The organism is Mesorhizobium huakuii, from assembly GCF_030160235.1.
Classification (GTDB): domain Bacteria; phylum Pseudomonadota; class Alphaproteobacteria; order Rhizobiales; family Rhizobiaceae; genus Mesorhizobium; species Mesorhizobium huakuii.
Window position 1 is genome coordinate 130,501 of sequence record NZ_BSNY01000005.1, and the last position, 23,658, is coordinate 154,158.

General features: G+C 62.3%; 22 protein-coding genes. 15 read left to right on the forward strand and 7 right to left on the reverse strand.

Going from position 1 to position 23,658, the window contains the following annotated elements:
* The first annotated feature begins 205 nt into the window (after positions 1-205).
* From QQK95_RS01000 to QQK95_RS01020, 5 genes are read left to right on the forward strand one after another with little or no spacing between them, the layout of a single operon-like run.
* Positions 206-2,956 carry a non-ribosomal peptide synthetase gene (locus tag QQK95_RS01000; RefSeq protein WP_284267868.1) on the forward strand — a complete coding sequence of 917 codons (2,751 nt, stop codon included), beginning with the start codon at positions 206-208 and terminating at the stop codon, positions 2,954-2,956.
* Positions 2,953-3,936, forward strand: a complete 984-nt coding sequence (gene nadE, locus QQK95_RS01005; protein WP_284267869.1) for an NAD(+) synthase — start codon at positions 2,953-2,955, stop codon at positions 3,934-3,936. The genes QQK95_RS01000 and nadE overlap by 4 nt, the downstream gene beginning before the upstream one ends.
* A 6-nt stretch (positions 3,937-3,942) precedes the next feature.
* Entirely contained in the window at positions 3,943-5,970 is a 2,028-nt protein-coding gene (gene asnB, locus QQK95_RS01010) for an asparagine synthase (glutamine-hydrolyzing) (protein WP_284267871.1), read from the forward strand.
* The gene (locus tag QQK95_RS01015; RefSeq protein WP_284268034.1) at positions 5,960-7,516 is read left to right on the forward strand and encodes a class I adenylate-forming enzyme family protein; all 1,557 of its coding nucleotides are present in this window, start codon (positions 5,960-5,962) and stop codon (positions 7,514-7,516) included. The genes asnB and QQK95_RS01015 overlap by 11 nt, the downstream gene beginning before the upstream one ends.
* A gap of 55 nt (positions 7,517-7,571) precedes the next feature.
* A complete protein-coding gene (locus tag QQK95_RS01020) occupies positions 7,572-7,838 on the forward strand; it encodes an acyl carrier protein (protein WP_284267872.1) in 267 nt (88 codons plus the stop codon).
* 55 nt (positions 7,839-7,893) lie between these two features.
* Here QQK95_RS01020 and QQK95_RS01025 read toward each other — a convergent pair whose 3' ends face one another.
* The gene (locus QQK95_RS01025; RefSeq protein WP_284267873.1) at positions 7,894-8,586 is read right to left on the reverse strand and encodes a N5-glutamine methyltransferase family protein; all 693 of its coding nucleotides are present in this window, start codon (positions 8,584-8,586) and stop codon (positions 7,894-7,896) included.
* Between the two features lie 548 nt (positions 8,587-9,134).
* Here QQK95_RS01025 and QQK95_RS01030 point away from each other — a divergent pair.
* The 3 genes from QQK95_RS01030 to QQK95_RS01040 all read left to right on the forward strand — a co-directional run bounded on the left by QQK95_RS01030 (position 9,135) and on the right by QQK95_RS01040 (position 12,164).
* Positions 9,135-10,097 carry a GAF domain-containing protein gene (locus QQK95_RS01030; RefSeq protein WP_284268036.1) on the forward strand — a complete coding sequence of 321 codons (963 nt, stop codon included), beginning with the start codon at positions 9,135-9,137 and terminating at the stop codon, positions 10,095-10,097.
* A 144-nt stretch (positions 10,098-10,241) separates the two neighbouring features.
* A complete protein-coding gene (gene adh / locus QQK95_RS01035) occupies positions 10,242-11,759 on the forward strand; it encodes an aldehyde dehydrogenase (RefSeq protein ID WP_284267874.1) in 1,518 nt (505 codons plus the stop codon).
* Positions 11,760-11,825: 66 nt separating this feature from the next.
* Positions 11,826-12,164 carry a DUF779 domain-containing protein gene (locus tag QQK95_RS01040; RefSeq protein ID WP_284267875.1) on the forward strand — a complete coding sequence of 113 codons (339 nt, stop codon included), beginning with the start codon at positions 11,826-11,828 and terminating at the stop codon, positions 12,162-12,164.
* A 60-nt stretch (positions 12,165-12,224) separates the two neighbouring features.
* On the opposite strand, the gene QQK95_RS01045 is transcribed toward QQK95_RS01040, so the two are convergent.
* From QQK95_RS01045 to QQK95_RS01055, 3 genes are all read right to left on the reverse strand, one after another.
* Complete coding sequence (locus QQK95_RS01045; protein WP_284267876.1) at positions 12,225-12,590, reverse strand: hypothetical protein; 366 nt, start codon at positions 12,588-12,590, stop codon at positions 12,225-12,227.
* Between the two features lie 145 nt (positions 12,591-12,735).
* Positions 12,736-13,785 carry an HD-GYP domain-containing protein gene (locus QQK95_RS01050; protein WP_284267878.1) on the reverse strand — a complete coding sequence of 350 codons (1,050 nt, stop codon included), beginning with the start codon at positions 13,783-13,785 and terminating at the stop codon, positions 12,736-12,738.
* A 26-nt stretch (positions 13,786-13,811) separates the two neighbouring features.
* Positions 13,812-15,521 carry an ATP-binding protein gene (locus QQK95_RS01055; protein WP_284267880.1) on the reverse strand — a complete coding sequence of 570 codons (1,710 nt, stop codon included), beginning with the start codon at positions 15,519-15,521 and terminating at the stop codon, positions 13,812-13,814.
* Positions 15,522-15,557: 36 nt separating this feature from the next.
* Here QQK95_RS01055 and QQK95_RS01060 point away from each other — a divergent pair, with 36 nt between their 5' ends.
* Positions 15,558-16,061 (forward strand): hypothetical protein, encoded by a 504-nt coding sequence (locus tag QQK95_RS01060; protein ID WP_284267882.1) that lies wholly within the window; start codon positions 15,558-15,560, stop codon positions 16,059-16,061.
* On the opposite strand, the gene QQK95_RS01065 is transcribed toward QQK95_RS01060, so the two are convergent.
* Positions 15,998-16,501, reverse strand: coding sequence for a putative pterin-binding protein (locus tag QQK95_RS01065; RefSeq protein ID WP_284267884.1), 504 nt, complete (start codon positions 16,499-16,501; stop codon positions 15,998-16,000). The genes QQK95_RS01060 and QQK95_RS01065 overlap by 64 nt on opposite strands.
* 291 nt (positions 16,502-16,792) lie before the next feature.
* On the opposite strand from QQK95_RS01065, the gene QQK95_RS01070 reads away from it, so the two are divergent.
* Positions 16,793-17,245: a potassium channel family protein gene (locus QQK95_RS01070; protein WP_284267885.1), complete on the forward strand. Its 453-nt coding sequence runs from the start codon at positions 16,793-16,795 to the stop codon at positions 17,243-17,245.
* A gap of 12 nt (positions 17,246-17,257) precedes the next feature.
* Here QQK95_RS01070 and hemN read toward each other — a convergent pair whose 3' ends face one another.
* Positions 17,258-18,604 (reverse strand): oxygen-independent coproporphyrinogen III oxidase, encoded by a 1,347-nt coding sequence (hemN, locus tag QQK95_RS01075; protein ID WP_284267886.1) that lies wholly within the window; start codon positions 18,602-18,604, stop codon positions 17,258-17,260.
* Between the two features lie 156 nt (positions 18,605-18,760).
* On the opposite strand from hemN, the gene QQK95_RS01080 reads away from it, so the two are divergent.
* Positions 18,761-19,468, forward strand: coding sequence for a Crp/Fnr family transcriptional regulator (locus QQK95_RS01080; protein ID WP_284268038.1), 708 nt, complete (start codon positions 18,761-18,763; stop codon positions 19,466-19,468).
* A 2-nt stretch (positions 19,469-19,470) separates the two neighbouring features.
* Here QQK95_RS01080 and QQK95_RS01085 read toward each other — a convergent pair whose 3' ends face one another.
* Positions 19,471-19,881: a hemerythrin domain-containing protein gene (locus QQK95_RS01085; protein WP_284268039.1), complete on the reverse strand. Its 411-nt coding sequence runs from the start codon at positions 19,879-19,881 to the stop codon at positions 19,471-19,473.
* A 251-nt stretch (positions 19,882-20,132) separates the two neighbouring features.
* Here QQK95_RS01085 and ccoN point away from each other — a divergent pair, with 251 nt between their 5' ends.
* Genes ccoN through ccoP form a run of 4 tightly spaced genes read left to right on the forward strand, consistent with a single transcriptional unit; the run spans position 20,133 to position 23,511 of the window.
* Positions 20,133-21,743, forward strand: coding sequence for a cytochrome-c oxidase, cbb3-type subunit I (ccoN, locus tag QQK95_RS01090; protein ID WP_284267887.1), 1,611 nt, complete (start codon positions 20,133-20,135; stop codon positions 21,741-21,743).
* A gap of 9 nt (positions 21,744-21,752) precedes the next feature.
* On the forward strand, positions 21,753-22,484 hold the full coding sequence (gene ccoO / locus QQK95_RS01095) for a cytochrome-c oxidase, cbb3-type subunit II (protein ID WP_284267889.1): 732 nt from the start codon (positions 21,753-21,755) through the stop codon (positions 22,482-22,484).
* A gap of 11 nt (positions 22,485-22,495) precedes the next feature.
* Positions 22,496-22,645, forward strand: a complete 150-nt coding sequence (locus QQK95_RS01100) for a CcoQ/FixQ family Cbb3-type cytochrome c oxidase assembly chaperone (protein WP_019860163.1) — start codon at positions 22,496-22,498, stop codon at positions 22,643-22,645.
* Positions 22,646-22,647: 2 nt separating this feature from the next.
* Positions 22,648-23,511, forward strand: a complete 864-nt coding sequence (ccoP, locus tag QQK95_RS01105) for a cytochrome-c oxidase, cbb3-type subunit III (protein ID WP_284267907.1) — start codon at positions 22,648-22,650, stop codon at positions 23,509-23,511.
* The last annotated feature ends 147 nt before the right edge of the window (positions 23,512-23,658 follow it).

A 23,658-nucleotide genomic window follows, 5' to 3' on the forward strand; every position in this document is an offset into this window, starting at 1 on the left:
GAGGCACGCGGGATTGGCCCTTGGTAAGCGTCTCGGGGTCGGGGACACCAGGGCGAACCGGCCGTTGCTGGAGGGGAATCAGAGAACTCCCTGGAGGCCCGGCCGGGAAAGCGCTGTCTGATCAAGATCGAGGCATCATCCGAATGATTGATGAAAAGATTTCGGTGGCGAGTGATGGTCGACCTTCAGCTTGGTGGGGCCCTGAATGTCTTCAGCGTATTTGCAGTCTGAAGCGGCGAATCAAGATCTACGGGTGGATCGTCGACCGACGACGACCCGCGGATGGTCAGATATTCCCGAATATGCTCTTGACGAAGGGGGCCCTCTCTGGCGCCACCATCAACAGATGGGTGCCGGTTTTGCGGACATTCCCGTCTTCGATCACCTTAGAAACGTCGCAAGGCAATACCCCGACAAGCTCGCGATTGGCGACGGCGCCAATCGCCTGACTTATTCCGAGCTTTTCCGGGCTGTCGAGACATTGTCGCACCGTATCGCTGCCGTCGTCCCCGAAGGACAGGCTGTCGGAATCCTTCAGGCCAATTCGGCCTGGTACGCCGTGGCGATACTGGCGAGCATGGCGGCCGGGCGGCCTTCGGTTCCGCTCAACATGAGAGATCCGGGCTCTCGGATCATCGAAATTGTGAACGCCGCAAGGCTCGGCGCCATCATGGGTGCCGGGAATGTTCGCCCCATCGATTTGGCCCAGGAAGTCCTGTGGATCGATATTGCCGCTGGCGTGGCGCCGAACGGTCAATCACAGCAGCCGCAGCTGCCGTCGGTTTCCGTCGATGCGCCCGCAATGGTGCTTTACACATCAGGTAGCACCGGACGTCCCAAGGGCATCGTCAACAGCCAGCGCAGCCTGCTGTGGCGGGTCCGGCAATATGTCGACGCGTGCCATATCAACGCGGATGACGTTTTCCTGCCGCTGACCGGGCCTGCCACGATTGCCGGTTGCCGGGAGATCTTTGCGGCACTGCTGACGGGCGCCACGTTGCATCTTCTCGAGGTGGAGGCGGTCGGCCTGCGCGCAGTCCGCGCTCGGGTCCAAGCCGAAGGTGTGACCATCGCCTATCTTGTGCCGGCGCTGCTTCGGGCGCTGTTGACCGAGGCCCCCGCCGACGCCTTCCAGTCGCTCAGAGTGGCCCGGATCGGTGGCGAGAAGGTGTCGTGGACGGACATCGCCTTGCTGCGCAAAGCCGTTCCGGACCAGTGCCTGATCCAGATCGGCTACTCGTCAACCGAGACCACCGGCTCGCAATGGTTCCTGCCGCGGGATTGGCCGGAGCAAGACGCATCGATCCCCGTCGGCAGGCTGCTTCCCGGGATGGCATTCGCTATTGTCGACGACGCAGGACACAATGTTGGGGCAGGCGAAAGTGGAGAGCTTCTGATCAAAAGCCCCTATGTTCTGCTTGGTCATTGGGAAAACGGTGTCGTCGTTCCCGCACGGCCGGACCCGGACGATCCCGGTGTTCGGGTTTTTGCGACGGGCGACCTCGTTCGTCTGGACGATGATGGCCTGTTGCGCATCGTCGGCCGCAAAGGTCGCCAGATCAAGATCAATGGTCGACGCGTCGAGCCCGCCGAGCTCGAACGGGTCCTGCGTTGCGCGCCTTCGGTGGCGGATGCCGTGGCAATCGTGACGCCGGCCGAGGAACTCATCGCTTTCGCGGTTCCCCAGCGCTTCGCCGGGGCTGCTTTTGCGGAGGAACTTCGCCAGCTCGTCAGAACGACGTTGCCGGCGCCGCTGCGTCCCTTGCGATTGCACACCATTGCCGCGATCCCCCGCCTGCCGGGAGGTAAGGTCGACCTGGCAACGCTCACCGAAATGGATCGCTCCGAGAGAAAGACGGCACCAGCCGCCCAGCCGCCCACCGCCAGACCGCTCCCCGCAGGAGGCGAGCTGAATACAAGGCAAATGGTGCAGCACGCGTGGATGCAGGTTCTCAACACGGGCACCGCGGCGGGACACTGGGATGAGGCGGGGGGAGATTCACTGCAGTTGCTGCATTGCGTCATGGCGATCGAGAGCGCCATCGGGCAAGAGCTCGGCCTCGAGGCCTTCACCGTCGGTATGAGCTTCGACGAGATGGTTGAGGCTGTCGTGTCCGCACAAGCGGGCGAACGACACGCGAATAAGCATCACCCTCCGGTTCTTTTCCTGTTCCCGGGGTCCGTCGGTTATGGTCCGAGCCTGGCTGCATTCGCAGCCGCCATGGGCAAAGTCGCCCGGGTGAACCCCATCCGGTATCCTGGCCTCGCCGCGATACTGAATGGGCATAACAGCCTTTCCGCCATGGCTGCCGCCGCGGTCGAGCAGATAGGCCGCGCCCAGCCTACCGGCCCCGTGCGACTTCTCGGCCATTCGCTTGGTGGCGCGGTTGCGTTCGAGGTTGCGGCGCGGTTGCTGGCCGCCGGCAGATCGGTAAGGTTCTTGGGTATCCTCGACACGAGCCTTCTGGACGAGCCGAGCAACCGTTGGGAGACCGTTACCCGCACATTCCATCGCATTCGCACGAACCGCATATCCGCCCACCGGATGGCTTGCCGAGCCCTCGCGAAGATCACCGTTGCCATGGGTTGCGAGGCGTATCTCGCCAGGATTCTCGACCGGTTTGCCAAGGGGGAGTTCAACCCGACGAGCTTCAGAACCAAACTGGAACTGCAGGAAGTCTTGCGGGCGCGGTCTTTCTTCCAGTGGCTGGAGGCACCCAAACCGGCTCTGCCCATCTCCGGCACCTTGTTCCGATGCCGCCGGGAGGGAATGCCCCGGGCCCTGGGCTGGGATAGTGCCCTGGCGCATCTGGACGTGGTTCCGATCATGGGCAACCACATCGACCTTGTCATAGAGCCCAATCTTGCAACCAACCGCCCGCTCATCGAGACGGCCGTCGTGCAGACCTACTCCCCGGCCGAGTCTCGCAAAAGGGAGGATCTGTCATCGACTTGATCTCACACTTCAGCAAGGACGTGCTGGTGCTCGATGCTCGTACAGAGGTCGATCGCATCGTTGACACCTTGCGCAAGCAGGTTCTTGGCACGCTCCGCCGTCGCGGCGTGGTTGTCGGCCTTTCCGGCGGCATCGACAGCTCCGTCGTCGCGACCTTGTGCACACGCGCGTTCGGCAAGGACAAGGTCCTGGGACTGTTCATGCCGGAGCGCGATTCCTCAGGCGACTCGCTAAGACTTGGCCGCCGTGTCGCGGCACAGCTTGGCATTGAGAACATCCTGGAAGACATAGGCCCGGCGGTGGAGGCTGTCGGAGCCTACCGTCGGCAGCTCGAGGCGATCCGGACCGTCGTTCCCGACTATGGGGACGGCTGGAAATGCAAGCTGGTGATCGAGCCGGTGCTCGAGAGCAACGGCCTCAACATCACCCGGCTCACCGTCCAGGATCCGGAAGGCAAGGTCGATACGGTGCGTCTGTCGCCGGCCGCGTATCTGCAGATCGTCGCTGCAACCAACTATAAGCAGCGCCTGCGCAAGATGACGGAATACTACCACGCCGACCGCCTCAGATACGCGGTTGCGGGAACACCAAACCGTCTCGAGTACGATCAGGGGTTTTTCGTCAAGCAGGGCGACGGAACCGCCGACGTGATGCCGATCGTCCACCTTTACAAAACCCAGGTCTATCAGCTCGCGGAACATCTTGGCGTGGACGAGGAAATCCGCCAGCGGCCACCGACCACCGATACATTCTCGATGGCGCAAAGCCAGGAGGAGTTCTACTTCGCGCTGCCCTATCATCTCATGGATCTATGCCTCTACGGCCTGAACCATGGGATCGCCAGCGATGAGGTCGCGGCGGTTGCCGGCCTCACCGCGCCCCAGCTGCAGAAAGTCTTCAAGGACATCGACGCGAAACGGCGGGCCGCCCACTATCTTCACGCGCGGCCTTTGCTCTCCGTGGAAATTGGCGAGGATTGACCGGGGATGTGCGGCATCGCTGGAATTGTGGCGCTGAGCGCCACGGCGGCTTCTCCTTCACGCGACGCATTGCTGCGGATGGTCGGCGCGCTGGCGCATCGCGGCCCCGACGAGCGCGGCCTTTACCGGGACAAACGCGCGGGGCTGGCGCATGCCCGCCTGTCCGTCGTCGATCTTTCCAGTGGCCAGCAGCCGCTCGCGGACACAGGTGATACGACCTGGATCGTCTTCAACGGCGAGATATTCAACTATGTCGAGCTGCGGGAAAAGCTGATTGCGCTCGGCCATCGCTTCCGAACCCGCAGCGACACAGAGGTCGCGCTGCACGCGTATCGCGCGTGGGGCGAGGCGGCCTTCGAGCGGATGAACGGCCAATGGGCAATCGCAATCTGGGACTCAATAGCGGGTCGTCTCGTCTTGTCGCGCGACCGGTTCGGCATTTGCCCCCTGCATTTTTATGAGCATGCGGGCCGCCTTTATTTCGCCAGTGAAGTGAAGGCCATTTTCGCGGCCGATCCAACCATCCCCCGCGCACTTGACCCCGCCGGCCTCGATCAGACTTTCACGCTCTGGACAGTAGTTCCACCGCAAGGGGTATTTCAGGGAATCCACGAGCTCGTGCCGGGGCATGTCCGCATCTACCAGGATGGCGCCGTTCGCGAGCAGGTCTTTTGGCAGCCTTCCTACCCCGAAAATTTCGAAGCCTCGCACGGCGAATTCACCGGGTCGCTCGATGAAGCGGTGGACCGCGTGCGTGGCGCCCTCGAGGCCGCGACGGCGCTAAGGATGGTGCGCGCCGACGTCCCTGTCGGCTGCTACCTCTCCGGAGGATTGGACAGTTCGCTCGTGGCGACACTGGGACGGCGCTTCGCCGGCCGACGCTTCCAGACCTTCTCCTTGCGTTTTGCCGATGCCGAATATGACGAGACCCGCTTCCAGCGGCTAGTTGCCGAAGCAACCGGCAGCGAGCACCATGAGGTGGTGGTTTCGCGCGGCGACATCGCCGCGATCTTCCCGGAGGTGATCAACCACACCGAGCGCCCGATACTGAGAACCGCCCCGGCGCCGCTGTTCCTGCTCTCGAGGCTGGTGCGCGAGCGTGGCATCAAGGTCGTGCTGACCGGCGAAGGCGCCGACGAAATGTTCGCCGGCTACGACCTGTTCCGTGAAGGCAAGGTCCGCCGGTTCTGGGGACGCCAGCCGGCGTCGACGCGACGATCGCGCCTCCTGGAGCGCCTTTACCCCTATCTCACCCGCTCGCCGGTGCAACAGCAAGCAATGGCGCGCCAGTTCTTCGGGCGCGGGATCGAGACCCATGACGCGCCCGGCTTCGCCCATGACACGCGCTGGCGCAGCACCGGCGCCATCAAACGCCTGTTCTCGGCGGACCTGCGCGCCGAAACCCAGCGCCGTGATGCCGTGTCGGAATTGCTTGGCCGCTTGCCCGCGACGTTTTCGCGTTGGAGCCCTCTCGCGCAGGACCAGTATCTCGAGATCCAGACATTGATGTCGGGCTATCTGCTTTCCTCGCAGGGCGACAGGATGCTGATGGCCCACTCCGTCGAGGGGCGCTTCCCGTTCCTGGACGATGAACTCGTGAGGCTCGCGAATTCGCTTCCGCCTTCCTACAAACTGCGTGTCCTCGACGAGAAGCACGTGCTGAAACGCGTGGCGGAGCCGATCGTGCCCTCCGAGATCGTGACCCGCAAGAAGCAGCCATTCCGGGCGCCCAATGCGCTTTGCTTCACCGCCGACGCCGCGCCGGAGTACATTCGCGAAGCGCTCTCGGAGACGGCGATACGCAAGGCGAATGTCTTCGATCCGGCTTCGGTCACACGCCTGCTCGGCAAGTGCCAGGCCAGGACCGGTGACGGTGATCTTTCCAATGCCGACAACATGGCGCTCGTCGGCGTGCTGTCGACCCAACTCCTTCACCAGCAGTTTGTCGCGAGCTGTCCCAGTGCAGCCCGCGTGCATGGGCTCAGCGTCGACGTCGACCGCGAACATCGGGAGGAGTGCTTGCATGTTGCATGATGCCGTCCCCCTGCTGCATGACTACCTCGCCCACTCCGCCGGCCGGCTCGGCGACAAGGTGGCGCTGGTGTGCGGCAAGCAACGTGTCACCTATGGCGAGCTCGAGGCGCGCGCCAATGCAATCGCCAGGGTCTTGGCTGCATCGGGGGTCGCGCGCGGCGATCGCGTGATGATCTTCGCCGACAACACGGTCGAGACGGTGGTGAGCTTCTGGGCTGTGCTCAAGGCGAATGCGGTGGTCTGCATCGTCAACCCGCTGACCAAGAGCGACAAGCTTGATTATCTGCTCAACGACTGCCTACCGGCGGCGCTGATCACGGACGCGCATCTGCACTCGATTTTCCGCGAGCCGGCGCGCAACTGCCCGTCACTTCTGCGGGTGATCGTTTCCGGATCGATCGACGACCCCGAGCTCTCCCGATTGCCGCAAGCCGTGCGCTGGGACACCGCGGTCGGCAACGGCGGCGATGCACCGCCGGCGCGACGCTGCATCGATATCGATCTTGCCGCCATCATCTACACGTCCGGCTCGACAGGCGAACCCAAGGGCGTGATGCTGACGCACAGGAACATGATGACCGCGTGCGCGTCGATCGCTTCCTACCTCGAACTTGCCGAGGACGAGGTGATCCTCAATGTCCTGCCCCTCGCCTTCGACTACGGCCTGTACCAGATGATCATGGCGTTTCGCACCGGCGCCCGGCTGGTGCTCGAACGTTCGTTCGCCTTCCCGGCGCAGGTCCTTGGGCTGATCAGGCAAGAGGGGGTTACGGGTTTTCCGGGCGTGCCGACCATTTTCGCGGCACTCTCCGAGCTCAGATCCCTCAAGGACCAGGATTTCTCGAGCATTCGCTACGTCACGAACACCGCAGCGGCCCTGCCCCTCAAGCATATTCTCATGCTTCGGGAGCTGTTTTCCCGCGCACGCATCTATTCGATGTACGGCCTCACCGAATGCAAGCGTTGCACCTACTTGCCGCCGGAGGACCTCGCGCGGAAGCCATTGAGCGTCGGAATCGCGATCCCGAATACGGAAATGTGGATCGTTGACGAACATGACAGGCGGGTCGGCCCCGGCATCGTCGGCCAGCTCGTCATTCGCGGCGCGACGGTGATGAAGGGATATTGGGGCAAGCCCGAAGCGACGGCCAGGAAGCTCAAACCCGGCCCGCTGCCCGGCGAGCAGGTCCTATATACCGGCGATTACTGCCGGATGGACCCGGAGGGCTACCTCTACTTCGTCGGCCGTGGTGACGAGATCATAAAGTCGCGGGGCGAGAAGGTGGCGCCGAAGGAAGTGGAGAACGTCCTTATGGATATTCCCGGCGTCCGGGAAGCAGCCGTCATCGGTGTACCCGACGAACTCCTTGGGCAGGCGGTGAAGGCGTTTGTCGTGATGGAGCATGGAAGAACCATCGGCGAAAAGCAGCTGCAGATGGAGTGCCAGAAGCGGCTGGAAAACTTCATGGTTCCGAAGTCCATCGTCGTCGTGGCCAGCCTGCCGATGACGGATACCGGCAAACTCAAGAAAACGGCCCTGTCATGAGGCGGGCTCGGGGACGAGATCGCTTAATTTATGGTGTCTTACGGAGGGCGAATTCATGTTGACGATCAAGGGCCGCACCGGAACCTACAGCGAGCAGATCCGCAGTTTCCTGGTTTCGAATTTCTACGTGAGCGACGTGAAGGCATTGATGAACGACACGTCCCTGCTCGATCAAGGCATCGTCGACTCGACGGGAGTGCTCGAGATTATCGGCTTTATCGAGGAGACTTTTGGCATCACCGTCGAAGACAGCGAGCTGTTGCCTGAGAACCTCGATTCCATCCAGGGGATCGAGCAATACATCATCCGCAAGATGAACTGATTGCCGGCACAAAGCCCAGATCGGTTTCCCGCAATTGCTCTGGCTGTCCGCACGCTCATGCCTGCGCTCTGGCTTGTCCCAGAACCACCCGGCCCTCGCCCGCTTCGTTCGACACAGCGCGAATGTTCTCGTACGCCTTGCTGCGCTCCAGCAGCCCCATCACCTGCCGGTCCTGGCCAAGGCCGACCTCGAAGAGGAGGATGCCGCCAGGCCGCAAGTATCGTGGCGCGTCCTTCACCACCCGCATGTGGATGCTCAGGCCGTAAGGGCCGGCCGCGAACGCTTCACGCGGTTCGAGCTCGACCAGATGCGCGCGGTCGCCTTCGAGCCGCTTTTCCGAAATGTAGGGCGGATTGCAGACGATAACGTCGATCGCCCCGTCGAGCCCGAGGCCCGAGAGAGCGCCGAACAAGTCGCCCTGCAGCACCGCGACACGGTCAGCCATGCCGTGATGGGCGGCGTTACGGCGCGCCACGTCGACGCATCCATCGGTGAGGTCGCTCGCCCAGACACGTGCGGTGGGAATGTGGTGGGCGATGGCACACGCCAGATTGCCAGTGCCGCAGCACATGTCGACGATGTGCGGCGCCGGCAGGTTCATCTGATCCAAAACACCCAGGGCCGTCGTGCCCAGCAACTCCGTCTCCGGCCGGGGGACGAGCGCACCGGGCGCGACGAGCAGCTCAAGTCCCATGAAGATGGCGCGGCCCGAACCATAGGCGTCGGCGACACTGAACTCTTTGCTCATGGCGAACCCCTGTCCTTCAGTTAGGTGTTCGGCATTCGTGCGCCAGTCAAACCTGCCTTGAAATCATCCATTCGCACGGAGGCGCCCATCAAAAGCGGGGATTGTTGCGACTGAACATGGAGGCCAGGGTGACGCCGGCTGATTTCGTTGCGAATGCGTAATCGGCCAGAATGCGATAGCGAGATGAAACCAGAAATCTTCCGGCATCATTCCATATGGCTCCGCGACGTCCGCATGGTGGTTATCTGTAAGCCTTGGCGGCGATTTCAGCGGCCAGGCCGTAATGCGCGGATCTTTGCTCTCGATCAATGAATGCCCAGTTCATTCTGCTAGGTTTTGAAACTAACCGAAGGGAACCTGGGCGCAAAGAGTGTTCTCGGCGAGTAGGATTATGGCTTGGCCGATATCGCAGTTCGATGACTCCTCCTCTGCTTCTTCTGTCGAATTGACAGTGTGCTGATTGAAAGCCGAACCTTGGCATGACACCAGCGCGACCTTGTCTTGAGGCAGCGATGGTCCAGGAGCTGAAGGAAAGGCTGGGAGGAAGCATGGGCGAGGACCTATCCGGTCATCATGCCGACCGCATTCAGGCGGCGATCGCTTCGGACGCGGCGGCGAAATCCGCACTGGTCGCGTCCTGGCGGCGGTCTTCCAATCTGCATCGGCTCGATCCAGCCGACCGCAGCTCCCCACGCTACCTCACGGAGACGGAACTGGGGCGGGCACGGCAACGCATCGAACCGCTCGTCCGTGCTGCCCAATCGAGTCTGGACCGGCTTTATCTTGCGGTGGGCGGCGTCGGATGCTGTGTCCTTCTCGCCGACCGCGACGGCGTGCCGGTCGAACGGCGCGGCGCGGCGGCGGATGACGAAACGTTTCATTCCTGGGGGTTGTGGACTGGCTCTGTCTGGAACGAACAAAGCGAGGGCACCAACGGTATCGGCACCTGTCTGGTCGAACAGCGCGCGCTGACGATCCACCGCGACCAGCATTTCCACACGCGCAATACGGGGCTCAGTTGCACCACGGCTCCGATCTACGATCACCAGGGAGATCTGTTGGCCGCGCTTGACGTGTCTTCCTGCCGCGCCGACCTGACCGAAGCCTTTGCCAACCTTATTTCATTGGCCGTTATCGACGCGGCGCGCCGGATCGAGGCAGAGAACTTCAAGATGGCATTCCCGAAGGCGCGCATTCTGCTGGCCCCGGTGGCCGACAAAGGCTCCGGCGCACTGATCGCCGTAGATAGCGACGACATGGTGGTCGGTGCTACTCGACAGGCTCGCCTCGCGCTTGGAATTACCCAGCAGTGCCTGGACAAATGGATGCCCGCGGCCGACCTGCTCGGCTGGGCTGGCCCCGAAGTTCTTGCCGAGGCGGAGCGCGGTGTGCTGCAGCGGGCGCTCGCGCGGGCGGACGGAAATGTCTCGGCCGCGGCCCAGGCGCTTGGCATCAGCCGCGCGACGCTGCACCGCAAGCTCAACCGCCTGGACGTCCACAGGTCGCACTGACCATTCGAAACCTCACAGGACTGTCGCAATTCTGCGACACATCCCACCCGCCCCCTGTCTCCGGGGCGATGACATTGGCAGCATAAATCGCAAATCTCTTCCCAAGCGTCGCATCCCGCGACGTCAGCTTTGGGAGGAAGACACATGAACAAGGTTGAATTCTCACGCTCGGTCAAGGCGCCCTTCGACAAGCGCTATGGCAATTTCATCGGCGGCAAATGGACCGAACCCCGTTCCGGCCGCTACTTCGAGAACCACTCCCCCGTAAACGGTCAACTGCTGTGCGAGGTGGCGCGCTCGGATGCCCAGGACATCGAGGCGGCCCTGGATGCGGCCCATGCCGCCAAGGACGCGTGGGGACGCACCAGCGTGGCGGAGCGGTCGCTTATCCTCAACCGCATCGCCGACCGCATGGAGGAGAACCTCGATCTCCTCGCCTGTGCCGAAACCTGGGACAACGGCAAACCGATCCGGGAAACGACCGCGGCCGACCTGCCCCTGGCCATCGACCATTTCCGCTATTTCGCCGGCGCCGTGCGCGGCCAGGAAGGCAGCCTTTCGCAGATCGACGACGACACCGTCGCCTATCATTTCCACGAGCCCCTCGGCGTGGTCGGCCAGATCATTCCCTGGAACTTCCCGCTGCTGATGGCATGCTGGAAGCTCGCGCCCGCGCTTGCGGCCGGCAACTGCGTCGTGCTGAAGCCCGCCGAGCAGACACCGGCCGCCATCCTGCTCTGGGCCGATCTTATCGGCGATCTGCTGCCGCCAGGCGTGCTCAACATCGTCAACGGCTTCGGCCTCGAGGCCGGCAAGCCGCTCGCGTCCTCGCCGCGCATCGCCAAGATCGCCTTTACCGGCGAGACCACGACGGGCCGGCTGATCATGCAATATGCCAGCCAGAACCTGATCCCCGTCACGCTGGAACTGGGGGGCAAGTCGCCCAACATCTTCTTCAAGGACGTTGTCGCCGAGGACGACGATTTCTTCGACAAGGCCATCGAAGGCTTCGTCATGTTCGCGCTGAACCAAGGGGAGGTCTGCACCTGCCCGAGCCGCGCCCTCATCCATGAATCGATCTACGACAGGTTCATGGAACGCGCGCTCAAGCGCGTCGAAGCGATCGTGCAAGGCGATCCGCTCGACCCGACGACGATGATTGGTGCCCAGGCCTCGTCCGAGCAGCTGGAGAAGATTCTGTCCTACATCGACATCGGCCGCCAGGAAGGTGCCGAGGTTCTGACCGGCGGCGCCCGCAATGTTCTGCCTGGCGACCTGGCGGGCGGCTATTACGTCAAGCCGACTGTGTTCAGGGGCCACAACAAGATGCGCATCTTCCAGGAGGAGATTTTCGGGCCGGTGGTTTCGGTCACGACCTTCAAGGACGATGCCGAGGCGCTCAGCATTGCCAACGACACGCTCTATGGGCTCGGCGCCGGCGTCTGGACGCGTGACGGCAACCGCGCCTATCGCTTCGGCCGCGCGATCCAGGCCGGCCGCGTCTGGACCAACTGCTACCACGCTTATCCCGCGCATGCGGCCTTCGGCGGCTACAAGCGGTCCGGCATCGGCCGCGAGACCCACAAGATGATGCTCGACCATTATCAGCAGACCAAGAACATGCTGGTCAGCTACAGCCCGAAGAAGCTCGGCTTCTTCTGATCGGCTCTTTGTCGCACAGGCGCGGCTCCGCCAGGGGCCGCGCCCAAGACTGGGGATTGGAAGACCATGCATGCGAAGGTCACGGCAACACCGGCCGCCCTCCAGCTGATCGCGGAGATCGTTGCCGAGCATGGGCCGGTGCTGTTCCACCAATCCGGCGGCTGCTGCGACGGCTCTTCGCCCATGTGCTATCCGCGCGCCGGTTTCATCGTCGGCGACCACGATGTGCTGCTCGGCCACATCGAAGACGCACCCTTCTACATCGGGGCTTCGCAATTCGAGGCCTGGAAACATACCGATCTGATCATCGACGTGGTGCCCGGTCGCGGTGGCATGTTCTCGCTCGACAATGGACGGGAGAAGCGATTCCTGACGCGGTCGACGATCTGCACCGTTCAGAGGTGATGTCGGCAGCTCAGGAGAGGACGGTGTTCGCCAAGCATACCCTACTGGCCTGGCGGCGCCTCAAAGGCTTAGGATAGCCTTGGACAAAGCCAGGCGTATGTTCATCGCCGATGGGTCGGTAGCCGCTACCGATGGCAGCGGATCGACCGCCAGAACCTTGACCGCGTTTTCATTGTGTTCGGACAGGAACACGTTGCACCAAATCGCGTTGGCGGTGCCGTTGGCGCCTCGGAAGACGATATCGGGATTGGAAACTCCGAGCACCCTGAAGCCGAAAGTCCTGGAGCCGTCCTCGGCCCGCTTTTGACTCCTCATGCCAATGGACTGCACGACATCGAAGCCATGGGCGGCCAGCGCGCCGGTGACATAGGGAACGGCCTTGGCCAGCGTCATATGGATCATTGTGCTGATGCCGTTGGTGGACATGACGCCGCGTCGCTCCCTCGCCCCTGCAGCGCGTTTCGCACACAAACGACAGTTGGGCTTTGATCTGGCGCAAAGGCATCGATCGGGCAGACGGCGCGAACGGAACCGACCGTCCGGGCCTGGCTGCCGACGCCTGGATGCGACTTCAAGCCATGTAGCGCTTCTCGGCAGGATCGTCCGGGTAGGCGGCTTTCACTTCGAGAATCTCGTTGGACGCCGCCAGCAGCGCCTGGACACAGGCGGGGTCGAAATGCAGTGCGGATTGCTCCTTGATGTAGTCGAATGCCCGGTCAACCGGCCATGCGGCCTTGTACGGACGCGACGAGGTAAGGGCATCGAAGACATCCGCGACCGCCGCGATGCGTCCGACCTGTGGAATCGCCTCGCCCTTGAGGCCGTTTGGATACCCGCCCCCGTCCCAGCGCTCATGGTGCGATTCAGCGATCTCGGCGGCCAGTTTCAGGAGCGAGCATGTCGATCCGGAGAGAATGGCGCTCCCGATCAGCGTGTGTTCGTTCATCCGCTGTCGCTCGGCATCGCTGAGCTCAGCCTGTTTCAGGAGGATGGCATCGCGAATGCCCACTTTTCCAATGTCATGCATCGGAGCCGCGAGCTGGATGTCGCGGCATTGTTCGGCGGAAAATCCCAGCTGCTTGGCCAATACGGCGCTGTAGTGCGCCATCCTGGTCGTGTGCATGGCGGTCTCCTGATCCTTGTACCCGGCAGCAAGGGTCAGGCGATTGATGATCTCTTCCTCGCGGTGGCGCAGTTCGAGCGTGGCCTTTTCCACCTCGCTCCTCAGCCACTCCGCCCTGTGGGCAAGCTCCTTCTGCGCCTCGCACAACCTCACCAGGTTCCTCGCACGAGCCTTGAACTCCACCGGCTCGATCGGCTTGTGCAGAAATTCGATGGCACCGGCATGGATCGCGTCCATGCGCGTGCTGGCGTCGCCATCAGCCGTCACCATCACGAAGGGCGTATCGGCGAACCGTCGGTCGCTGCGGATGTGCTCGATGAGCTCGATGCCGTTGAGGCCTGGCATCTGGTAGTCGACGATGCCAAGGTCGAAGCTGATCGAAGGCAGGTCGCGCAACAAATCGGCCGGCGCCGGATAGCTGATCGCAACACAGTTCGGGATCTGGCCAACCAGCATCTCCATCAGCATCCGGTTTGTCCGGTTGTCTTCGACGATCAATATGCCGATGCTTTCGTTCCTCATCACTACGCCGCCCTTCTGCCGTTTCGGTCGATCCGTGCGACTTCCTGCTCGATATCCTTGGTCAGCTTGACGTCGAGTGGTCGGCCGCGGCCCTCTTCCGCCAAGGTCGCGAGTGACGTCAGACCCATATTGGCGGCGGCGCCCTTGAGCGAATGGAGGGTCCGGTCGGCAAGCCTCCGGTCGCTGCTCGACATCGCGCGATGCAGGTCGCGAAGCAGCGCGGCGGAGTCCTCCAGAAACGAATCCATCAATCGATGGAAAGCGTCCTGTCCAAGAGTTTCAATCAATTCGCGCGTCCGCAGGTCCATGGGAGTTCCGCCGCCAGCGGCTTCACCGCCGCCCAGGCGGGGGCCGACAGGCGCCATTCGGCCGGCGGTTCCGGCGAGCCCGTCGATCAGATGGCCTAGCCTCGCCATGGTGACCGGCTTGGCCTCGAACCCGTTCATGCCCGCGTCGATGCAGCGTCTGCGATCTTCATCGGACGCGTTGGCCGTCATCGCCACGATAGGCACCCGGTTGCCGGTCGCCCTGATGGTCCGGGTTGCTTCGATCCCATCCATGACCGGCATCTGCATGTCCATGAGGATCAGGTCGAACTGCCATTCGGACGCGATGCGCACGCCTTCGCGGCCGTCCACGGCCAGAACGGCGCGTTGGCCCAGTAATTCGAGAAACTGCCGCGCCACCTCCCGGTTCACCGCATTGTCCTCAACCACAAGGATGTTCAATGATGGCAGGAGAACGGTACGGGGCGAGGTCACGACGGGCGGATCGCTGCGCTTGGCTGGCACCTCGAACCAGAAGCAGCTCCCGACCCCGATGGTGCTGTCGACGCCGATGGTGCCGCCGAGCCCCTCGACCACCTTCTTGCAGATGGCCAGCCCAAGGCCCGTACCGCCGAAGCGTCTGCTGATCGTGCCGTCGACCTGGCTGAACGGCATGAACAGGCGATGACGTGATTCCAGCGGGATCCCGATGCCGGTGTCGGACACCTGGAAGCGCAACCATGTCCCGTCTTCGTTCTCGGTCGCGCTGAGGCGTATCAGGCCATTCTCGGTGAATTTCACCGCGTTGCTCAACAGATTGAGCAGCACGCGCCGCAGCCGGGTGGGATCGCCGACGTACCATCCGCCATGGTGCGCGCAGCCATTCGATATCTCGATACGATCGCGCTGCTCACCCGCCCTGCCCTCCATGACACGTGCGACGTCACGCAACATGGCCGGTGCGTCGAAGGGAACACTTTCGGCGGCGAAGTCGCCGTGTTCGATCTTGGCGAAGTCGAGGATCTCATTGATGACCTCGAGCAGGGCTTGGCCGGAGCTTGTGATGATACGCACGCTCTCCATGTCGCGCTGCGCAAGCTGCGAAAGGGAAAGCAGTTCGGACATGCCGAGGATGGCATTGAGCGGAGTGCGGATCTCATGGCCGATGGTGGCCATGAATTCGGACTTGGCGCGGTTGCCAACCTCGGCCGCTCGATACGCCATCGACAATTCGTTGGCTGTCGCCTCGAGTTGACGGCTGGTGACCTGGACGATGCGCAACTGGCGCATGAGATTCAGGATCAGCAGTCCGATCGAGCAGCCCAGCGCCAGAACGACCAGCGCTGACAGCTGCTGCAGGCGCATCACCTCGTCGCGGGCATCGGCGCGTGCGGCCGAAACCGAGGCGTTGGTGTAGCTGAGAAGGCCCTCGGTGGCCTTCAGCAAGCCAGCAAGCGTATCCGAGGCGCTGATCAAGGTCGCATGGTCGACGGCACCGTCGGCGGCTATGCGGTCGAAGACGGATTCAAGTCCGACGACGATTCCCCGCACCTGTACGCGCACGCCGCGGAAGGTTTCGTTGGTTTGAAAGAAGGAGGCATATTTGGAATTGTCGAGGATCGAGAGCCGCGAATAAAGGATGTCATAGCGCAGACTGAGCGCCTTGACCTCCTCTGTGCTGACACTGCCTTTGCTGGTCAGCCGGTCTATCGCCTGTGCGAGGCTCCGGCTTTCCCGGTCCAACTGGTAGACCGCCCACAAGGCGTCCTCCCGGATGCTATCCTGCAGTGTGTTCTGCCTGGCCGCGAGATGGGCGAAGGCGCCCCCAAGCGCAAGCATCAGCCCCACGGAGACCGCGATCAGATAGCGCGTCGCCTTGCCGGCCCGCCGAACGGCCTCCCGGCTCTCGATCAGGTCGGGTTTCAATCGACAACCTCGATTTCCTTGATCTGCCACACCGAACGCGAGAAGTATTTCTCGTTGTAGAGTTCGTGGTTCTTGTCGAACGGATAGATCATGAAGAGCGGACCCTTGTCGCGAACCGACATCGGCTTGCCGTTCATCTTGAGGGCGAGGATCGTCTCATAGTCGGTGGCATCCTCGACCGGAACGTCGGCCGCGTAGTCGTTGAGGGCCTTGATCCTCAGCGTCTTGCCATGGGCTCCTGCGGCATCGAGGACGGCCTTCAGATATGGACCATCGAACTCGGTGGCGCCATTGGTCCAGGGGGTTTCCATGATCGCCCGCCTGCCGGCAAGCGTCTGCAGCATCGCAATGTCGAAGGTCGCGGTGTTTCCAGCGTTGGTGTTGTCGATATGACCGGTGACTGTCAGGACGACATCGCCCCTGGGCGCTTCAAGCGCGGCGCACATGGCATTGGAGAGAGGCAACGCGCACAACAGCGCTGCCACAAGCAAGATTTTCATCGGATAGCCTTTCGGGAGCCGACGCGCTTGGCGCGGCGGCGAAACAGGGCGCATCGCTGGCGCCGCAATCATGCGTGAAGAGCACAACCGCCGGCCTCAAACCGGCACGGACGGGGCGGCATCATGCCTTCGCCTGGCGGCGATCATCCGAGTTATGGAGGCACCTTAGCAGATGACTGATTGTAATTCGGTAAAGTCGACCGCGAAATGTTTGCGTGATGCCGGATCTTGGCGGCGCCCCCCGAAGAAGCGCGCCGCCATCGGTTTGATCTTGCACAATGCAGAGCACCGATGCGCCGCTACGATCAACACATGGTCATGAATCTTTTCGCCGGCACGATCATCATCAGCCTGACGGTTCTCATCCACACCTTCGGCCTCATCGCGATCACCCACGCCATCGCGCACCTCGTGGCTCGCTTCCGCATGCACGGCCGGCGCAGCCGCGTGGTCGCGATGATCAGCGTCGTCATGGGGCTCTTTGCCGTCATCACGGCCGAGGTGTGGCTGTGGGCCGGCGTGTATCTTGAACTCGGCGTCTTGCCGGACTTCGAGACCGCGCTTTATTTTTCGACCATTACCTTTTCGACGGTCGGATATGGCGACGTGGTTCCCGCCCATGGCTGGCGCGTCCTGGCGGCGCTAGAGGGCGTGAACGGGTTTCTGCTTATCGGCTGGTCGACCGCTTATCTGATCGCGGCGGGAACGCGTATCGGCCCGTTCAGGGTCGGCGAGCACTTCTGACCGGACCGGCGCTCAGACCGCCACCGAATGCCTGGCCGTGCCGGCCTCGAGGTACTTGTCGAACTTCGCCGCCACCGTCCTGACAAGCGGGCGGCTGTCCTTCGGCACGACGAAGTTTTCGCCGTCGAGCCTGAGCAGGCCGCCGCCGCTGATGGCAAGTCGACTTGCCATGGCCAGGAGCCTCTGGCCGACGTCGCCGAAGCGTTCGACCAGTTCGATCGCCGAGAAGGCGAAATGGCACATCAGACGCTCGATGATCCAGCCTCTCGCCAGATCGTCGACGCTGAGCTCGATGCCGCGCGCCACCGCCAGCTGTCCGGACTCCACGGCCTTCTCGTATGCACCGGTCGCGACGATGTTCTGGGCGTAGCCCTGGCGGTATCGGCTGATCGCGGACGGCCCGAGCCCGATCAGCGTCTCGCAATTGTCCTCTGTATAGCCCTGGAAATTGCGGCGGATCTTGCCGACGCGAGCCGAGATCGCGAGCGTATCGTCCGGCTTGGCGAAATGGTCCAGCCCCAAGGCCTCGTATCCGGCGTCCACGATCAGCCTGGCGGCGAGCTGCGATTGCGCCAACCGTGCGGCAGAATCGGGGAGCCATGCTTCGTCGATCATGGTCTGATGTTTCTTGAACCAGGGCACGTGCGCATAGCCGAACAGCGCCAGCCTGTCGGGCTGCAACGTCAACGCCTGGGCGACGGTCCGGGCAACGCTCTCAAGGGTCTGGTGCGGCAGTCCGTAGAGCAGGTCGAGGTTCACGGAACTCACGCCACGCGCCCGCACGGCGTCTACCACGCTCTTGGTCAGCAGGAAACTTTGCTCGCGATTGATGGCCTTCTGCACCTTGGGATCGAAATCCTGAACGCCGAGGCTCGCCCTCGTCATGCCAATCGCGCGGAGGGCGTCGAGCCGGGCCTCATCCATGTCGCTGGGATCGATTTCGACACTGAGGCTGGCATCGTCGAGCACATCGAAACGATCCCGCAGCGCTTTTCCAAGCGACAGTATGTCCTCGGGCTTCAGCATCGTCGGCGAGCCACCGCCGAAATGGATGGCGCGCACGCGACCCTTGCCGCGCACGAGGCTGCCAACAGTTTCGATCTCCCTATGCAAGGAGTGCAGAAAGGTTGCCACAGGCTGATAGTGCCGGGTCTGCTTGGTGTGGCATGCACAGAACCAGCACAGCTTGTCGCAGTAGGGAATGTGCAGATAGAGCGATATCTCGTCATCGCTTTCGAGCGCTTCCAGCCAACTCCGACAGACGGCCGCATCAACCCCAGGATGGAAATGAGGCGCCGTCGGGTAGCTCGTGTACCGCGGTACATTTTCGCCAAGCTTGGCGGCCACTTCCGATCGCATGTCGCTTTCCCCGTCTCTGCAAGGTCAAGGCATGGCCGCAACCCGGCGCCAATGCCTTGATTTCGGTCAAAGCCCTTGCACCGGACAAACTGTCACAAGGCTTTTTCAATCGCCGACACTTATCTTGCCTCTACTCAGGGCCCTCGGACGATCGTGATGACAGTGCGTCAAGATGTTCATAGCGCCGGCATTCCCGTGCTTTGCCAATCATGCGAGGCGCGGCATCGCGGCGTCTGCGGTGCGCTCGACCCCGATCAACTGGTCGGGCTCGCCAAGATTTCGTCAAAGCATACCATTGAACCGGGCGTAGAACTGATTGGCGACGCCGAGACCGTCGACAGCTATTCCAACGTGCTTTCCGGCGTGGTGAAGCTGACGAAAAGCCTTTCGGACGGGCGCCAACAGATTGTAGGGCTTCAATTTGCTCCCGATTTTCTGGGGCGGCCGTTCAAGGTGGAAAGCGCGATCAACGCCGAAGCGGCAACGGCCGTCTCCCTGTGCTCGTTTCCAAGAGCGTCCATCGAGAGAATGATGAGGGAATCGCCAGAGCTCGAGCATCGCCTGCTCAAGCAGACATTGAACGAGCTTGACGAGGCACGCGACTGGATGGTGACGCTGGGACGCAAGACGGCCGCGGAAAAAGTGGCGAGTTTCCTGGATCCCACGCTCGATCCGGCCACCAACGCGACGAGCTTCGAGCTGCCGCTCACGCGCGCCGACATCGCCGATTTCCTCGGGCTGACGATCGAGACGGTGAGCCGCCAGCTGACCCGGCTGCGGACAGACGGGCTGATCCGGATCGAGAACAATCGACATGTAACGGTGACCAGCCTTACCCGCTTGGCCGGCCGCTCCGGCGCCTGACCTCAATCAACGATCCCGATCATCGGCAGCACGTGCTCGCGTTCAAACGCGATGTGGCGGCGCAAGTTCTCGAACAGGCCGCGCAACATGAACCCGATGGCTTCGGGATTCTCGACTGCCTCGCCATGTCCGATGGCCAGCAGGATTTCAGTCACCTCACCGGCAAAGCATTCGTCTTCCACATGCTCGGCCCGCAATCGTCGGGTCGAGGCAAGGTTCGCCTCGCTGCCGACCACCGCCTCCTCGTAAGCCGGGAAAATGATCGCCTCTTCGTACTGATGGATGTTGCGCAGAAGCGGCACGATCGAGTTGGCTGTGCTGAGGCATATCATCCGATCAACACCTGGTAGAGCGTCGGCGATCTTTTCCAGAGCATCGCAAAGACGGAGTTTCTCGTCATGCGCACGCCTCATCACCGCGGTCGGGACGGCCTCCCGCCCGGATCGTCCGGCCAGCGTGGAGATGTCACGGCGGTTTTCAAACAGCGACGATCCTCGCCCTTTCTCCGAGTTCAATGTCAGCCTCCGCTCTTTTGCAAGGCTTACGCTGCCCAATGATAACGCGGTGAGCTTTGACCTGGATCAAGGCGCCGGCAACCCGGCTGAGGAATTGGTGCTGCTGCGGATTGCTTTCCGCGCACGGAATCCGAGGTCGGGGATATGTCATGAAATTCGGCACTGAAACTGTGGCTCTAAGCCTGTTCGCATTCGCGGCCCTGGTGGCCGCCGGCTTTGGCGTGGATGAGCCTTTCCGCCAGCATATGTGGGTGCTGTTCATCGTCCTGGTGGGCTTTACCGCCATTCTCCTGCGCAACACGAGTTTCGCGCCGGCAGCTCCGATCGATCCATCCGCCTACATGGATGGCCCGATCCGCTACGGCGCCATCGCCACCATGTTCTGGGGCGTCGTCGGCATGCTTGTCGGCGTGGTCATCGCGCTGCAGCTTGCCTATCCGGACCTCAACATCCAGCCCTGGTTCAACTTCGGGCGCTTGCGGCCGCTGCACACATCCGGCGTCGTTTTTGCCTTCGGCGGCAACGCACTGCTCTGCACGTCCATGTATGTGGTGCAGCGCACCTGCCGCGCCCGGCTTTTCGGCGGCAATCTCGCCTGGTTCGTGTTCTGGGGCTATCAGCTTTTCATCGTCATGGCGGCGACCGGCTATCTGCTCGGCATCACCGAATCCCGCGAATATGCCGAGCCTGAATGGTATGTCGACATCTGGCTGACCATCGTCTGGGTCGCCTATCTCCTCCTGTTCCTCGGCACGATCCTGAAGCGCAAGGAACCGCATATCTACGTCGCCAACTGGTTCTACCTTTCGTTCATCGTGACCATCGCGATGCTGCACGTGGTCAACAACCTGTCGATGCCCGCCTCCTTCCTGGGCTCGAAGAGCTACTCCGCATTTTCCGGTGTCCAGGATGCGCTGACGCAATGGTGGTATGGCCACAATGCGGTGGGCTTCTTCCTGACGGCCGGCTTCCTTGGCATGATGTATTACTTCGTGCCCAAGCAGGCCAACCGGCCAGTCTACTCCTATCGCCTTTCGATCATCCACTTCTGGGCCCTGATCTTCCTCTACATCTGGGCTGGGCCCCATCATCTCCACTATACCGCCCTGCCCGATTGGGCGCAGACGCTCGGCATGGTGTTCTCGATCATGCTGTGGATGCCGTCATGGGGCGGGATGATCAACGGCCTGATGACGCTGTCCGGCGCCTGGGACAAGATCCGCACCGACCCGATCATCCGCATGATGGTGATCGCCATCGCCTTCTACGGCATGTCGACCTTCGAAGGCCCGATGATGTCGATCAAGTCGGTCAATTCGCTCAGCCACTACACCGACTGGACCATCGGCCACGTTCATTCCGGCGCACTCGGCTGGGTCGGCATGATCTCGTTCGGCGCGATCTACTACATGGTGCCGAAGCTGTGGAACCGCGAGCGCCTCTATTCGCTGCGGCTGGTCACCTGGCACTTCTGGCTGGCGACGCTCGGCATCGTCGTCTACGCCGCGGTCATGTGGGTGTCCGGCATCATGCAGGGCCTGATGTGGCGCGAATACGACGAACAGGGCTTCCTGGTCTACTCCTTCGCCGAGACCGTCGCCGCCATGCACCCCTACTACATCATGCGCGCCGTCGGCGGGGCCATGTACCTGTCCGGCGCCCTGATCATGGCCTGGAACATCACCATGACAATCCTCGGCCATCAGCGCCAGGAGCAACCGTTGCCGGGCTCCGTTCCCGCTCTCCAGCCTGCACAATAGGAGCCAGAAATGGGCTTGATGGACAAACACGCGATCATCGAGAAGAACGCCACGCTTCTTCTCGTTGGTTCCCTACTGGTGGTGACGGTCGGCGGCATCGTCGAGATCGCTCCGCTCTTCTATCTCGACAATACTATCGAGAAGGTCGAAGGCATGCGGCCTTATTCGCCGCTCGAACTCGCCGGCCGCAACATCTATGTGCGCGAGGGGTGCTACCTCTGCCACAGCCAGATGATCCGGCCATTTCGGGACGAGGTCGAGCGCTACGGTCACTACAGCCTGGCGGCCGAGTCGATGTACGATCACCCCTTCCAGTGGGGCTCGAAGCGCACCGGCCCCGACCTTGCCAGGGTCGGCGACCGCTACTCGAACGATTGGCACGTCCAGCATCTTAGCGATCCGCGCTCGGTGGTGCCGGAATCGATCATGCCGAAATACGCATTCCTGAAGGACACGCCAATCCAGGTGAAGGACTTCTCCACGCATCTGGTTGCGAACAGGCGGGTTGGCGTCCCCTACTCCGACGACATGATCGCGCACGCCAACGCCGATTTGATGGCGCAGGCCGATCCTAACGCCGACACATCCGGTCTCTTGAGCCGCTATCCGAAAGCGAAAGTCGGCGATCTCGACGGCAATCCGCAGCAGGTCACCGAAATGGACGCGCTTGTCGCCTATCTGCAGATGCTCGGCACGCTGGTCGATTTCAAACACTACGACGAAGCCGCCGGTTACCGCTGAGGAGGATGACCATGGACTACAATCTGATGCGGGAATTTGCCGACAGTTGGGGCTTGCTCGCGATGGCGCTCTTTTTTGTCGGATGCATTGCCTTCGCGCTTCGGCCGGGCGGCCGCAGCCAGGCCGATGAAGCCGCCCGCATTCCACTCAAGGATGACTGATCATGAGCACAGAGCATATCGACGACGTGTCGGGCATCTCGACGACCGGTCATGAGTGGGACGGCATCAGGGAACTCAACAACCCCCTTCCCCGCTGGTGGGTGATAACCTTCTACATCACCATCGCCTGGGCGATCGGCTACACCATCGCCTATCCGGCATGGCCGATGCTGTCTTCCGCGACGAGTGGGCTGCTCGGCTATTCCAGCCGCAACGACGTCAAGAACGAGCTGGCGGCGGCCGAACTTGCGAAGGGCAAGTATGTCGCTGCAATTCAATCGAAGACCGTGTCCGAGATTGCCGCAGACGATGCTCTGCGTGAATTCGCGGTCGCGGCCGGCGGGGCGACATTCAAGGTCAATTGCGTTCAGTGTCATGGCTCGGGCGCACAGGGGTCGAAAGGCTTTCCCAACCTGAATGACGACGACTGGCTGTGGGGCGGCAAAGCCGACCAGATACAGCAGACGATCACGCACGGCATCCGCTTCACGTCGGACCCGGACACACGCGTCTCCGAGATGCCGGCCTTTGGCGATATCATCACACCCGAGCAGATCACGCAGGTCAGCGCCTACGTGGCGAGCCTCTCCGGCAAGGTCCAGGACGCAAGTCTGGTCGAGCCCGGCGCCAAGGTCTTCGCGGAAAACTGCGTGGCCTGTCACGGCGCCAACGCCAAAGGCAACAGGGAGTTCGGCGCCCCCGATCTGACCGATGCCATCTGGCTCTACGGGTCCGGCGAGGCAGCCATCGCCGCCCAGGTTCGCACGCCGAAACATGGTGTCATGCCGGCCTGGATTGGCCGTCTCGGGGAGACCAAGGTCAAGGAGCTCGCAGTCTACGTGCATTCGCTTGGCGGTGGAGAATAGCAACCGGGGGTCTATTCTCTAGCCCTCTCCGTCCAGGCGACGAGGCCCGGCACCGCCGGGCCTCGATTGCATTCCGTGCCCGGCGATTGACCTGCGTCAACGCGGCGCGATCCAGCCGGAGGCAAAGTCCGGTCGACGCTGCATTTC

Coding starts and splice junctions, on each gene's coding strand:
- QQK95_RS01000 (WP_284267868.1), top strand. CDS start 206: ATGTCTTCAGCGTATTTGCAGTCTGAAGCGGCGAATCAAGATCTACGG.
- asnB (WP_284267871.1), top strand. CDS start 3,943: ATGTGCGGCATCGCTGGAATTGTGGCGCTGAGCGCCACGGCGGCTTCT.
- QQK95_RS01015 (WP_284268034.1), top strand. CDS start 5,960: ATGTTGCATGATGCCGTCCCCCTGCTGCATGACTACCTCGCCCACTCC.
- QQK95_RS01020 (WP_284267872.1), top strand. CDS start 7,572: ATGTTGACGATCAAGGGCCGCACCGGAACCTACAGCGAGCAGATCCGC.
- QQK95_RS01025 (WP_284267873.1), bottom strand. CDS start 8,586: ATGAGCAAAGAGTTCAGTGTCGCCGACGCCTATGGTTCGGGCCGCGCC.
- QQK95_RS01030 (WP_284268036.1), top strand. CDS start 9,135: ATGGGCGAGGACCTATCCGGTCATCATGCCGACCGCATTCAGGCGGCG.
- adh (WP_284267874.1), top strand. CDS start 10,242: ATGAACAAGGTTGAATTCTCACGCTCGGTCAAGGCGCCCTTCGACAAG.
- QQK95_RS01040 (WP_284267875.1), top strand. CDS start 11,826: ATGCATGCGAAGGTCACGGCAACACCGGCCGCCCTCCAGCTGATCGCG.
- QQK95_RS01045 (WP_284267876.1), bottom strand. CDS start 12,590: ATGTCCACCAACGGCATCAGCACAATGATCCATATGACGCTGGCCAAG.
- QQK95_RS01060 (WP_284267882.1), top strand. CDS start 15,558: ATGGTCGACGGCACCGTCGGCGGCTATGCGGTCGAAGACGGATTCAAG.
- QQK95_RS01065 (WP_284267884.1), bottom strand. CDS start 16,501: ATGAAAATCTTGCTTGTGGCAGCGCTGTTGTGCGCGTTGCCTCTCTCC.
- QQK95_RS01070 (WP_284267885.1), top strand. CDS start 16,793: ATGCGCCGCTACGATCAACACATGGTCATGAATCTTTTCGCCGGCACG.
- hemN (WP_284267886.1), bottom strand. CDS start 18,604: ATGCGATCGGAAGTGGCCGCCAAGCTTGGCGAAAATGTACCGCGGTAC.
- QQK95_RS01080 (WP_284268038.1), top strand. CDS start 18,761: ATGACAGTGCGTCAAGATGTTCATAGCGCCGGCATTCCCGTGCTTTGC.
- QQK95_RS01085 (WP_284268039.1), bottom strand. CDS start 19,881: ATGAGGCGTGCGCATGACGAGAAACTCCGTCTTTGCGATGCTCTGGAA.
- ccoN (WP_284267887.1), top strand. CDS start 20,133: ATGAAATTCGGCACTGAAACTGTGGCTCTAAGCCTGTTCGCATTCGCG.
- ccoO (WP_284267889.1), top strand. CDS start 21,753: ATGGGCTTGATGGACAAACACGCGATCATCGAGAAGAACGCCACGCTT.
- QQK95_RS01100 (WP_019860163.1), top strand. CDS start 22,496: ATGGACTACAATCTGATGCGGGAATTTGCCGACAGTTGGGGCTTGCTC.
- ccoP (WP_284267907.1), top strand. CDS start 22,648: ATGAGCACAGAGCATATCGACGACGTGTCGGGCATCTCGACGACCGGT.